The organism is Desulfurobacteriaceae bacterium (assembly GCA_039832905.1).
Taxonomy (GTDB): Bacteria; Aquificota; Aquificia; order Desulfurobacteriales; family Desulfurobacteriaceae; genus Desulfurobacterium.
The window spans coordinates 1-12,303 of the sequence record JBDOLX010000041.1 but is presented as its reverse complement, the minus strand read 5'-3'; the positions used below and the strand labels follow the sequence as shown (position 1 = coordinate 12,303).

The following is a 12,303-nucleotide window of genomic DNA, read 5'->3' as shown; positions in this document are numbered from 1 at the left end:
TCCTCAACAAACCTTATGTCATGTTCAGAGAGTTTTATTCCAAGTGCCTCAAGACTACCCAAGTAAAGCTCTTGGGAATTTTCGGGAGAAGGTTTTAGGATAACTTGAAATTGAAAGTAGTGCTGAAGTCTATTTGGATTCTCTCCATATCTTCCATCTTTTGGACGGCGACAAGGCTGAACATAAGCTACATTCCAAGGTTTTTTACCAAGAACTTTTAGGAAAGTAAATGGGTGCATAGTTCCTGCACCCTGTTCAACGTCATAACTTGAAGCTATAATACATCCTTTTGATGCCCAATATTTTTCAAGAGTGAATATAATTTCCTGAAAGGTCAAGGCTTCTCTCCCAACAATTGAATTATAATAGTTGTCGGCGTAATTTTAGATGGTAAAAATGTTTTAGTCAAATGGAGAACTCTATGGGAAAAGCTGTTGTCATTTTTTCTGGAGGATTGGATTCAACAACCGCTCTTTACTGGGCTAAAAAAAACTTTGAAGAAGTTTACGCAATTACCTTCTACTACGGTCAAAGACACTCTCTTGAAATAGAAATGGCAAAAATAACAGCAAAGAACGCCGGTGTTAAAGAACACGTCCTTTCTGAAGTAGATCTTTCTAAGTTTGGTGCTTCTGCTCTTACAGATAAAAACTTGGAAGTACCAGAAACTCACTCCATCGATGAAATAAAAGAAAGAGGAATTCCCATAACTTACGTTCCGTTCAGAAACGGAGTCTTTATATCCATTGCAGCAACTTATGCTGAAAGTATTGGAACAACTCACCTTGTTGGTGGCTGGAACGCAGTTGATTACAGTGGTTACCCAGACTGTAGACCTGAATTTTTAAAAGCAATGGAAGAAACTTTAAACAAGGGAACAAAACTAGGATCTTTAGGAACAAGCTGGAAAATTCATGCTCCACTTTTAAAACTAACTAAAGGAGAAATAATAAAACTTGGGCTATCGCTTGGAGCCGATTACTCCTACTCAATTTCCTGTTATAGAGGGGAAGAAGTCCCTTGTGGAAAGTGTGATAGTTGCGTTTTAAGGGCAAAAGGCTGGTTAGAAGCTGGAGAAGAAGACCATCTAATCCAGAGATTAAGAAAAGAAGGAAAGATTTTAGAATAAAGCAGAAATTACTTCCGATATCACGGTATTTGAAACAAAATATCCTTTTTCTCCAAGCCTTAAAGTAGGTTTTTCAAATACCAAAAATTCTTCTTCCAAAAAGAACTTAAGTTTTTGGTTCTTTTCTAGTCTTTCTTTAAATTTTTCTGTAAGTTCCAGTTCATCTAAGTTAATTCCTGCTATAAGCCTTAGTCCCATAAGAATTTTGAGTTCCTTTTCTTCTTCATCTTGATAAACTACCACATCGCTTGTAGGAAGTTTTGAGTTATTTAGAAAAGAGACATACTCTTCAACACTTGATACGTTCTTCCACCACTTACCGTTAACGTAGGAAGCTGCTGAAGCCCCTAATCCTAAGTAATTCTTTAGTTTCCAGTAACTAAGATTATGTTTTGACTCAAAACCAGAAAAAGCAAAGTTAGAAATTTCGTAATGATTAAAGCCTCTTTCTACCAAAAATTCCCTTAAAATGTAGTACATCTCGGATAAGATAGAATCGGAAGGAAGAGAAATTTTCCCAGACTTTTCTAACTTTTCAAAAAGAGTTCCTTCATAGACCGTTAAGGCATAAGTGGATATGTGTTTTATAGGAAAAGAAGTTGCTATTTCTAAATCCTTTTCAAGGTCTTTTAAAGTTTGCTCTGGTATTCCATAGATGATATCAATAGAAACATTTTCAAAAATGGATAAAACATTCTCTAAACTTTTTAAATTTTGCAGTGAAGTTTGTCTTCTTCCAAGTATTTTCAAAAGTTTATCTGAAAAAGTCTGAACTCCAATGCTTATCCTATTCACTCCTATTTCCTTTAAAGCTAAAAGAAAGTCTTTTTTAGCATCTTCCGGGTTTATTTCTATCGTCACCTCTGAGAACTGCCCCAAGCTGTAAAGAATAGAATAGAAAAAATCCACACTAAGAGTCGAAGGCGTTCCGCCCCCAAAGTAGACTGTTGGGAATGAGACAAAATTTGGACTTCTTAACGAAAGTTCTTCTAAAACAGCCTTCTTATAATCTGAAAGTAAAGAAAAGTCAGAAACAGAAAAGAAATCACAGTAAGGACACTTACTCTTACAGAAAGGAACATGAACGTAAAGTGAGTGAATTAGTCCCATATCGTAAATTTTAACTTTTACTAAGAAACCAATTCTAAGTTATTTATCTTCTCAAGGAGTTCTGGTAGCTTTAGAACTTTATAAGCTTCTTTATACCAAAGGAGTGCCCTATCTTTTTCTCCCATAGCTTCGTAGACTTCTCCTAATGCTTCCTTAAGCTGAGCTTCTTCTCTTTCATTAAGCTTTCTTTCATGAAGAATTTCCATCAAGAAGTCTATAGCTTCTCTAAACCTTCCTTGAAGTTTATACGCATTGGTTATAAGAATTGCGGCTTTTAGGAAGGTAGAGTTACAGTTTAAAGCTTTTTTAGCCATTTCTATGGCTTTTTCGAAATTACCAAGTCCAAGCATAGCTTCTGCCAATGAAAGGTTTTTAATACCTTCACTTTCATCCTTACTCATGTCAAAGGAAAAAATACTACTCTCTTCCTCTGTTTTATCTTCTTCAAAAGAGGAAATAATTTCAGAAACATCAGAAGCTATAACGTCATCGATTGCTTCTATAATATCTTCAAAGTCTGGTAGTTCTTCCTCATCTTTTATCTTACCTAAGATTGTATCGGCGTACTCAGGGTGCCTATTGGTAATAATAGAAAGAAGTTTTGAATAAACTCCTTCATCAATATTTCTTAACTTTTCTAGATACTGAGTACCACTCTCAATGTTTCCAGTTTCAAACTCAATCATAGATAATAGGAAATACTTAACTTTAACATCTGGAATACGTTCAGCTAACTTCTTTAGCAAAGAAATTTTCCCTGCTTCTCTAAAATCATCCACCAAAAACTTAAGAAACTCTAAATTCTGGCTATTTTCAACCGCAATTGTTGGTATTATTTCCGTTCCTTCTTCACCATAAACAACAACCTCTACGAGTTGTCTGTCCAAGTTTTCTGTTTTCTTTATTTCCCTAGCCTTAAGAAAGGCCCTTAAAGCCGCCTTAAAGTTCTTAAGCTTTACGTAAAGGTTCCCAGCCAAAATATAGCTTGTAAAAGCGTCATCTTCTTTACCTTCTGCTTTACATATATCAGCATACTTTTCGTGAAATAGAGGATGAAACTGATCTTGAACAAACTTTTCTAAGATTTCTCTAATACCTTCAACGGGGAGACCTGCTTCTTTAAATTTCTTGTAACTTTCTTCCAAAGTTTTAAAGACTTCGTAGAACAATTCTTTCTTTTGAAGGGTAGAAACAAGAAGTTTTAAAGCTCTAATGTTATAAGGATCTACTTTAAGAATCTTCTTCAAGATAGCAATTGTTATATCGTAGTACTCCTCTGCTGCTTTTTTTTCAGCAAAATCAAGAAGAACCTTTATAGCTTCTTCTTTCCTACCTAACTTTATGAGAGCTTCCGTATAAGGGTTTATAATAGAGGTAGAGTAAGGATACTTTTGAAGAAGTTTTTGCCCAACATTTACAATAGTAACGTAATCCTTTGCTTCTACAGCATTGTGGAACACTTCTTCCTCTGATTGTCCTTTCTTAAAAAAGCCAAGAATTCCCAAGGTGCCTCCCGAAGAATAATTTAGAAGATAATGCGTATTATAATTGAGAAGTTATAAAATACAAATTTTGTGTTAAAGTCTCAACCATCAGATATTATCATCCAGCTACTGCATCTTCATCTTTCATTATAGTATATAATCCCTTACCAAAAATCAAAGTCCTTTAGAACTAAACTATGAAAAGAGGATTTTCTTTACTGGAAATACTAATCGTCCTTACAATCATTTCAGTAGGAATTTTCGTTGCTCTTCCTACGTTTTACAGCTTTGAAAAGGGTTCTTGGGATAATTTCGAAAATCAATTAAAGACAGCTGCAGGCAACCTTTTCTCCCTTTCAAAGCCTTCGGAAATTTGTGTTAATTTCAAGGATAATTATTTAAAGCTTGGAGGAGAAAAAATACTAATTCCCCAAGAAGGAAAAGTAGAATATCTTGTCTTCCAAGGATCACTTGTATCCTCTGATCTTTTTTCCAAATATTGTACCTACTTACAAAAACCAGAAGCTATCGGCATTCTAATAAAAAAAGAAAACAATACTTTCTTATCCATTCTAATTTTGTTTCCTGCTGGAGAAGTTATAATAAAAGAAACCTCCTTGGCGGAGTCCGAAAGCCTGAAAGATAAAATTTTAAAAGGGAGGGTTCTAGAGTGATTCAGCTTTTACTAATATTCATTTTGCTATGCATTGGAACTCTTTTCCTTTTTTCACTAAAGCTTCTCTTTATTTTAAAAAACATAACTACAAAACTTGAAGAAATAGAAGCTGAACTTGTCAAGGAAGAAAGAAAGATAGACAAATTTTCTGATAGAATTATTGAAAACGAAGAGAAAATAAAGTTTTTACAGAACCAGTACAAAATACTCTTACAAAAGTTAAGAGGTGTAGTGAAATGAAGGATTTTATTTCTATGCTTGATGCAGATAGACTCTTCATAGAAAACATAATCCACTTGAGTGCTTTCTTGAAAGAAAAACAGAAGAAAGGAGAACTTTACAGACCTTTAGATGGGTTTACTGCTGCATTAATATTTGAAAAACCTTCAACAAGAACGAGGGTTTCTTTTGAAGTAGGTGTATACCAACTTGGAGGACACGGTGTCTATATGGACACTAAAGGTTCTCAACTTGGAAGAGGAGAACCTATAAAAGATACAGCAAGAGTCTTATCGAGATACGTAGACTTAATAGTTATCAGAACATTTGAACAAAAAAGAGTGGAAGAACTCGCTAGATACTCAGATGTCCCGGTCATTAACGCTCTTACCGATGAAGAACATCCTTGCCAAGTTCTTGCAGATATTTTCACCATTTGGGAATACAAAAGAGAACTTAAAGGACTAAAAGTTGCTTACGTTGGTGATGGAAACAATATGTGTAACTCTTGGTTAATTGGTGCTGCCTATATGGGAATGAAGTTCTACGCTGCAACCCCTAAGGGTTTTGAACCTTTAGAAAGCTATGTAGAAAAAGCCAAGGAAATTGCTAAAGACACTGGTGCAGAGATAGTTGTAACAAATGACCCAATAGAAACAGTAAAAGATGCAGATGTCATCTATACCGACGTTTGGGCAAGTATGGGACAGGAAGAAGAAAGTGAAAAGAGAAAAGAAATCTTCATGCCTTATCAGGTAAATAGCGAACTTGTAAAACACGCTAAAAATGACTTCCTCTTTATGCACTGCTTACCAGCACACAGAGGAGAGGAAGTAACAGATGAAATAATTGAAAGTGACAGGTCGATTGTTTGGGATCAAGCAGAAAATAGGCTACATACCCAGAAAGCTTTAATCCTGAAACTTGTTAGAAAGAGAACTTTCTAAAAGGAGGAGAAAATGAGAAAGATACTTTTAGCTTCAAGTTTAGCTCTTATTCTCTCTACAGTAGCAAACGCTATGCCTCTTCTGAAAATAGAGGGAGGAGTTGGCGTTATTCCAGAAAACATTAGTGGTTCTTTTGGTTATAAAAATACAGCTGTTGACGTAAAGGACACCTTAAACCTTGATGGAGAAACTTCTTTTTACGGTTGGGCAAAGATTGAACATCCCATACCTCTCATTCCTAACTTTAAGATTGAAGCGCACCCAACAAAGTTTGAAGGAAGTGGAGAAGTAACACAAACTTTCACATTTGGAGACCAAACTTTCTCCGCATCTAGCCCAATAAAAACTGAACTTCAACTTAACCAGTACGATTTAACCGCATACTGGGGAGTACCTTTCTTAGGACTCTTATCTCTTGGAACTTTGGGACTTCTCGATTTAGAAGTTCACTTCGGACTTAACCTAAAGTACATCGATGGATACGCCATGGTAGAAATTGAAGGAACAGACACCAAAGAAGATACGAACTTTTCTATTCCTCTCCCAATGGCCTGCGGAGAAGTTGGAGTAAAAGTTGGTCCTGTAAAAACAGAAGTTGAAGCTAAGTGGATAGGATATTCTGGAAATCAATTTTTAGATGCTACTGGAAAAGTAACATACTCTCCATTCCCTCTCACATTTATTGGAGTTGGTTACAAGTATCAAAACATAAAAATCGATGACATAAGTGATATTTACTCCGACATAAAGATAAAAGGGCCATTCGTAGAAGCAGGATTAAGATTTTAAGAGTAAGCCCCTTCTGGGGCTTTTATCTTTTACAGTAGAGAGAAACAATTTTCTCTATAATCTTTGTGGTTGATATATCGTATTCAAATGGTATCCTCTCCACCTGCTCTGCAAATTCTCTCCCAACGATCTTTTCAAGTTCCCAGTCCGCACCTTTTACAAGAATATGAGGCTTAATAGTTTTTATCACTTCAAATGGAGTGTCATCATCAAAAATGAAAACGTAATCAACAGCTTTCAAACCAATTAAAACTCTTGCCCTGTAGTTCTCTGGAATAATAGGTCTTTTTTCTCCTTTTATTCTTTTTATTGAAGAATCGCTGTTCATTCCAACAATTAGAACATCTCCCAAAGCTTTTGCTTTCTCAAGGTAATCAACGTGTCCAGCGTGTAAAATGTCAAAACAACCGTTTGTAAAAACAACCTTTTTCCTTTCCCTTTTTAAGGTTACCACTAAATCCTTCAGTTTTTTTAAATCCCTCAAAACCCTGTCCAATTTAAACTCCTTTCTATAATTTTGTTTTACAGAAATTCTAACTTTTTGGGGAGAAAAATTGGAAAAGGTAGTAAACGTAATTGGTGGTGGACTTGCAGGAGTAGAAGCCGCTTACAAAATTGCTGAAAGCGGACACAAAGTTAGACTTTTTGAAATGAGACCTAAAAAAACAACTCCTGCCCATAAAACGGATAAACTTGCAGAGCTCGTTTGTTCAAACACCCTCGGTGGAAAGGAGATAACTACTCCAAGAGGACTTCTAAAGGCCGAAATGGAACTTCTAAACTCTTTAATAGTAGAAGCAGCAAAGAGAACAGAAGTTCCAGCTGGTGGAGCTCTAGCAGTTGATAGAGAAAAGTTTGCTGAGTACATAACAGAAAAGATAGAAAAACACCCAAACATAGAAGTTATAAGAGAAGAAGTAAAAGAAATCCCAAAAGAAGGAATTACAATTGTTGCAACAGGTCCTCTAACATCTGACGATTTTTCAAATTACCTAAGAGAATACTTAGGAGAAAAAGAACTTCACTTTTACGATGCTATTTCTCCAATAGTTTATGCAGATACCATTGATTACTCAAAGTGTTTTTGGGGCTCAAGGTACGGAAAAGGGGGAGATGACTATCTCAACTGTCCAATGACAGAAGAAGAATATGAAAGATTCTACAATGCACTTATGGAGGCTGAAAAAGTTCCACTAAAAGACTTTGAAAAAGCCTGTTACTTTGAAGGTTGCATGCCAATAGAAGAAATGGCTGAAAGAGGGAAACAAACACTACTTTTTGGCCCTCTTAAACCTGTTGGATTAATAGATCCACGAACAGGAAAAAGACCTTTCGCTGTTGTTCAGCTGAGGAAAGAAAACAAAGAAGGAACTCTTCTTAATCTTGTTGGCTTTCAAACAAAACTAAAGTATCCTGAACAAAAAAGGGTTTTTAGATTAATTCCCGGACTTGAGAATGCAGAGTTTGCCCGCTATGGAAGTATCCATAGAAACACCTTTATCAATTCTCCAAAACTTCTCTTGAGAACTTTACAGCTTAAGAAAAACCCAAAAGTTTTCTTTGCTGGACAAATTACAGGAGTTGAAGGATACCCTGAATCTGCTGCTACCGGAATAATAGCTGGTTTAAATGCTGTAAGACTTTTAGAAGGAAAAGACCCTATCTATCCTCCCGAAACTATCATGATAGGAGCTTTGTTAAAATACATAACCACAGCAGATCCTAAAAGCTTTCAACCAATGAATGCAAATTTCGGGCTTTTACCACCTCCAGAAAAGAAAATAAAAGGTAAAAGAGAACGAAGAGGATACCTTGCTAAAAAAGCAATAGAGGAAACGAGAAAATGGTTAGACTCGCTTTCTTAATAGCACTCCTTCTATGCAACTTAGCTTTCGGTGAAGTTTACAAGATAAAGATTGTTAAGAAAAAAGTGGGAGAAAGTATAAGAGGAAGTGGTCTTATAATCTATAAAGTAAAAAAGGGAGACACTCTTTGGGGAATAGTAAAAAAGTTTAAATTACCTAAATCTTCCATAAAAACCATAGCAAGGATAAATAAAATAAAGAATCCTGACATTATATACGTAGGACAAAAGATTAAGATACCAATTGGAACAAAAAGCGAGGGTAAGATACTACTCCCTCAAAAGAGCAAGGAGAAGGCTTTCTTCCCAGTAATAAGAATGCTCGGAGGAGAAACTGCAGATAGTGGAGGCTTAATCTTAAAGAGTGGAAAAGTGGATTTTTCTAAACATCCAAAGATTTCCATAGGTGGAAAAGATTATGTTTTGGACTTTGGCAACACCATCTCCAAAAGAGTTCAAAAAGAAGTTGAATCCTTAGGTATAAGAGTCTTGAAAAGTCAAGAAGAACTAAAAAAGCTTCTGGAAAAAGAAATTAATTCTCAGTTTGGAATAGTAAAGAAAAATGGTGAATTAATTTTAGGACTTAAAGATATCTTGATTTACCACTATGACTACTTAAGCTATAACCCTTCTACGGGAAACAGAATAGTTATAAATCTTAAAAGAGATACTCCTGAAACTTTAGTAAAACTTTTGAACGCTTACAGCATAGAAGTTACCCAACCAGAAGGTAAAGATCTTGAAGGAATAGTTGGAAAGCTAAAGGTTTTAACAGGTGGAGGTGTTGACAAAATAGCTCAGCTAGTAAAGCTTCTTACAGGAAAATCTGCTAAAACTACTGAAAATGGAATTGAATTTGAAAACCTTCACCTTTTCGTAGCCTTTGACTTTATAGATCCCGAAGAAAAGGTAAAAAAAGAACTTGATGGATATAAAGTAGTTGTTCTTTCTGGAAACTTACCAGTAGATTTGGATAACGTCCTATCCGCTCTTTCTGTAGCTCACAAGTGGACACGATTTACAGTCTTAGAACCCCCCGGTACAGAAGGAACCCGATCAAAGTTTAGCATAATGGGTATATGGCTTTCTACTCTAAAAGAAGAATGGTTTCTAATAGACTCTGTTGACAAACCAGAAGAGATACCCTACTTAAGAAGCAGAGGAATGAACTTAATAATCTATTAAACCCCCTCCCTGTAAAAAAAGGGAGGGAACTTTGATTATTCCTTGTCAGATAAAGCCATCACACCTGGGAGCTCTTTACCTGCTAAGAACTCCAAGAAAGCACCACCACCTGTTGAAACGTGGTCGATCTGGTGTTCAAGACCAAGCATCTCAATTGCAGCAACGCTATCTCCACCACCAACAATCCTTAAAGCATCTTTGTGAGAAGCCACAATTTTTCCTACTTCCATAGTTCCATAACGGAACTTCTCAAACTCGAAAACTCCCATTGGACCATTCCAAAGGATAGTCTTTGCATCAGAAAGAGCTTCTCTAAAAAGTTCTACAGTAGCAGGTCCAATATCAAGTCCCATCATATCGTCAGGAATTTCTTTATAGGTTGTAAGTTTTGCATGGGCTGATGGAGAAAACTCATCAGCGTTATTGCTATCAACTGGAATGTAAAGTTTAACTCCGTTCTTATCTGCCTTTTCCATTATTTCCTTAGCAGTTTCAATTAGTTCTTCTTCAACTAAGGACTTCCCAACGTTAAATCCAAGAGCTTTGAGGAAGGTATAAGCCATTCCTCCACCGATTAACATCTTATCTACGATATTTAAAAGGTTCTCTATTACTTCAAGCTTTCCAGAAACTTTAGAACCACCGATTATTAAAACAAGAGGTCTTTCCGGATTATCGAGGGCTTTTTGGAGATACTTTATCTCTTTTTCAAGTAGGAATCCAGCAACTGCAATCTTTACAAACTTGGCTATTCCGTAAGTTGAAGCATGTTTTCTGTGTGCCGTTCCAAAAGCGTCGTTTACGTAAATATCAACAAGTTTTGCAAGTTTCTTAGCAAATTCTTCATCATTTTTAGTCTCTTCTTTGTAGAACCTAACGTTTTCAAGCAGAGCAACTTCTCCGTCTTTAAGGTTGTTAACTTCCCACTCTACATCTTCACCAATACAATCTGGAATAAACTTAACTTCTTTCTCAAGAAGCCTCGATAACCTATCAGCAACAGGTTCTAAAGAGAACTTTGCATCCCAACCTTTTGGTCTTCCAAGATGAGAACATAAAATTACCTTTGCCCCGTGGTCAATCAAGTAGTTAATAGTTGGAAGAGCAGCCCTTATACGCTTATCGTTTTGAATCACTCCATTTTCAATTGGAACGTTGAAATCAACCCTTACAAAAACCCTTTTTCCGTGTAACTCTTCCTTTGGAATATCTCTTAAGGTCTTCTTGTTAAACATTTTTTTGAAAGGCATTTTCCCACCACCTCCACAAGATTTTTAAAGCTTTTTCAGGCAAAAAGTAGGATATTGATTGTCCTGATTGTAGCCTATTTCTTATTTCCGTTGAACTGATTTCTACTGATCTACCGTTGTAGATGACAATATCTACTTCATTGAAGACGTTATTGTCTAATAAATCTCCTCTATTAACTTCTACAAACTTAATAGAAACTCCTAAACTTTCCTCAACCTTTTCAACATCCACTTTGTAACCTGGTCTTTTAACGACAACAATTTTCGAAAGTTTTAAAATTTCTTTAGGTTTTTTCCAAAGATAAAAATAGTTAAACGAATCCATTCCCATTATAAAAACAGGCTTTTCCCTATAAACTTTCCAAAACTCCTTTAGAGTATCAACAGTATAAGAAACTCCCCCTTTTTTTATTTCATAATTCCAAATGGAAAAACCCTTTTCTCCTTCTATCGAAACTTTCAAAAGTTCTAACCTTAATTCAGCAGGAAGAAAAAGTTCTCCCTTTAACGGCTGAAGATAAGCAGGAACAAAAAAAATTTTTTCAAAATTAAAGGTTTCCAAAATATCCCTTGCAATTATTAAATGTCCTACGTGAACAGGGTTAAAACTTCCTCCAAAAAGGGCTTTCAAACTAACCACCAGTAAGTAAAGGTTTGGGGGATATTATACACTTCCGTATTTCCTACACTTACATATAATTTATAAATGGTTAAACTAATCTCTGAGGTGTAGCTTGACGGAAAAAAAGAAATTAACAGAAAAGGAAATAATTATCGATAAACTAAAGAAAATTGAAAACTACTTAGAGAAAGAATATGGAATAAAAAGAATAGGAGTCTTTGGTTCAATAGTTAGAAACGAACAAAAAGAAAGTAGTGATATAGATATCCTCATTGAAACTTCAGGAAATACGCTATCCTTAATAAAATATATGAAGCTAAAGTTCTTTCTTGAAAACATTTTCAATAGAAAGGTTGATTTAGTTTTAAAAAAAGCTCTCAAACCTCGATTAAGAGAAAAAATTCTAAAGGAAGTTATTTATGTCAAGAAGTAGAGACTACAAGTTATTTTTGGAAGATATCTTAATAAGCATACAAAAAATAGAAAAGTATACTGCCGATTTAAACTTCGAAGAATTTGCAAAAAGCGATATTGTAATAGATGCAGTAATAAGAAACTTGGAAATTATCGGAGAAGCTGTTAAAAAACTTCCTATGGAAGTTAGAAAACGTTACCCGCATATACCATGGAAGGAGATAGCTGGATTTCGAGATATTTTAATTCACGACTATTTCGGAGTTGACATTGGTATAGTTTGGCAAACAATTACAGAAGATATTCCATATCTAAAGAAGCAAATAGAGATCATCATTAAAAGTGAAAGATCAAAGTAAGCTTCCCTATTCTTAATTACGATCTTGCTTCACCTTCGCGGGCATTTCAAATTAAAAACCATTTTTCAAAGAAAAAACTTGAAAAATTTCTGTCGCAATCCCGCTCACTTTCGCGGGCATTTCAACACAGGAGGTGAGAAATGAAGAAAGTTGGATATATTGGGTCGCAATCCCGCTCACTTTCGCGGGCATTTCAACAAACATTAGAGGATGCTATCAAAAACGCTGAAGATAAAGCTTGGGAGAGTCGCAATC

General features: G+C 35.4%; 15 protein-coding genes. 9 read left to right on the top strand and 6 right to left on the bottom strand.

Annotated elements, in window-relative coordinates:
* On the bottom strand, positions 1–338 hold a 338-nt coding region (locus ABGX27_03130), incomplete at its 3' end, for a glycine--tRNA ligase subunit alpha (protein MEO2068485.1).
* A gap of 83 nt (positions 339–421) precedes the next feature.
* Between ABGX27_03130 and queC the strand changes: the two genes are divergently transcribed.
* Positions 422–1,129 carry a 7-cyano-7-deazaguanine synthase QueC gene (queC, locus tag ABGX27_03125; GenBank protein MEO2068484.1) on the top strand — a complete coding sequence of 236 codons (708 nt, stop codon included), beginning with the start codon at positions 422–424 and terminating at the stop codon, positions 1,127–1,129.
* On the opposite strand, the gene hemW is transcribed toward queC, so the two are convergent.
* A complete protein-coding gene (hemW, locus tag ABGX27_03120; GenBank protein ID MEO2068483.1) occupies positions 1,121–2,239 on the bottom strand; it encodes a radical SAM family heme chaperone HemW in 1,119 nt (372 codons plus the stop codon). The two genes, queC and hemW, sit on opposite strands and share 9 nt — an antisense overlap.
* 20 nt (positions 2,240–2,259) lie before the next feature.
* Positions 2,260–3,744: a hypothetical protein gene (locus ABGX27_03115; GenBank protein ID MEO2068482.1), complete on the bottom strand. Its 1,485-nt coding sequence runs from the start codon at positions 3,742–3,744 to the stop codon at positions 2,260–2,262.
* 176 nt (positions 3,745–3,920) lie between these two features.
* On the opposite strand from ABGX27_03115, the gene ABGX27_03110 reads away from it, so the two are divergent.
* Genes ABGX27_03110 through ABGX27_03095 form a run of 4 tightly spaced genes read left to right on the top strand, consistent with a single transcriptional unit; the run spans position 3,921 to position 6,354 of the window.
* Complete coding sequence (locus ABGX27_03110) at positions 3,921–4,397, top strand: type II secretion system protein (protein ID MEO2068481.1); 477 nt, start codon at positions 3,921–3,923, stop codon at positions 4,395–4,397.
* Positions 4,394–4,639, top strand: coding sequence for a hypothetical protein (locus ABGX27_03105; GenBank protein ID MEO2068480.1), 246 nt, complete (start codon positions 4,394–4,396; stop codon positions 4,637–4,639). Before ABGX27_03110 ends, ABGX27_03105 begins: the two co-directional genes overlap by 4 nt.
* On the top strand, positions 4,636–5,565 hold the full coding sequence (gene argF, locus ABGX27_03100) for an ornithine carbamoyltransferase (protein ID MEO2068479.1): 930 nt from the start codon (positions 4,636–4,638) through the stop codon (positions 5,563–5,565). The genes ABGX27_03105 and argF overlap by 4 nt, the downstream gene beginning before the upstream one ends.
* Positions 5,566–5,577: 12 nt before the next feature.
* On the top strand, positions 5,578–6,354 hold the full coding sequence (locus ABGX27_03095) for a TIGR04219 family outer membrane beta-barrel protein (protein MEO2068478.1): 777 nt from the start codon (positions 5,578–5,580) through the stop codon (positions 6,352–6,354).
* Positions 6,355–6,376: 22 nt separating this feature from the next.
* Here ABGX27_03095 and rfaE2 read toward each other — a convergent pair whose 3' ends face one another.
* Complete coding sequence (rfaE2, locus tag ABGX27_03090; protein ID MEO2068477.1) at positions 6,377–6,850, bottom strand: D-glycero-beta-D-manno-heptose 1-phosphate adenylyltransferase; 474 nt, start codon at positions 6,848–6,850, stop codon at positions 6,377–6,379.
* 58 nt (positions 6,851–6,908) lie between these two features.
* Between rfaE2 and trmFO the strand changes: the two genes are divergently transcribed.
* Together trmFO and ABGX27_03080 are read left to right on the top strand one after the other, a co-directional pair.
* Positions 6,909–8,219 (top strand): FADH(2)-oxidizing methylenetetrahydrofolate--tRNA-(uracil(54)-C(5))-methyltransferase TrmFO, encoded by a 1,311-nt coding sequence (gene trmFO, locus ABGX27_03085; protein ID MEO2068476.1) that lies wholly within the window; start codon positions 6,909–6,911, stop codon positions 8,217–8,219.
* Positions 8,198–9,403: a LysM domain-containing protein gene (locus ABGX27_03080; protein ID MEO2068475.1), complete on the top strand. Its 1,206-nt coding sequence runs from the start codon at positions 8,198–8,200 to the stop codon at positions 9,401–9,403. The genes trmFO and ABGX27_03080 overlap by 22 nt, the downstream gene beginning before the upstream one ends.
* Before the next feature lie 35 nt (positions 9,404–9,438).
* Here ABGX27_03080 and ABGX27_03075 read toward each other — a convergent pair whose 3' ends face one another.
* Both ABGX27_03075 and nadD read right to left on the bottom strand, forming a co-directional pair.
* Complete coding sequence (locus ABGX27_03075) at positions 9,439–10,653, bottom strand: phosphoglycerate kinase (protein MEO2068474.1); 1,215 nt, start codon at positions 10,651–10,653, stop codon at positions 9,439–9,441.
* Positions 10,631–11,293, bottom strand: coding sequence for a nicotinate (nicotinamide) nucleotide adenylyltransferase (nadD, locus tag ABGX27_03070; GenBank protein ID MEO2068473.1), 663 nt, complete (start codon positions 11,291–11,293; stop codon positions 10,631–10,633). The genes ABGX27_03075 and nadD overlap by 23 nt, the downstream gene beginning before the upstream one ends.
* A gap of 94 nt (positions 11,294–11,387) precedes the next feature.
* Between nadD and ABGX27_03065 the strand changes: the two genes are divergently transcribed.
* Both ABGX27_03065 and ABGX27_03060 read left to right on the top strand, forming a co-directional pair.
* Complete coding sequence (locus ABGX27_03065) at positions 11,388–11,708, top strand: nucleotidyltransferase family protein (GenBank protein MEO2068472.1); 321 nt, start codon at positions 11,388–11,390, stop codon at positions 11,706–11,708.
* Complete coding sequence (locus ABGX27_03060) at positions 11,695–12,048, top strand: DUF86 domain-containing protein (GenBank protein MEO2068471.1); 354 nt, start codon at positions 11,695–11,697, stop codon at positions 12,046–12,048. The genes ABGX27_03065 and ABGX27_03060 overlap by 14 nt, the downstream gene beginning before the upstream one ends.
* Positions 12,049–12,303: the final 255 nt, after the last annotated feature.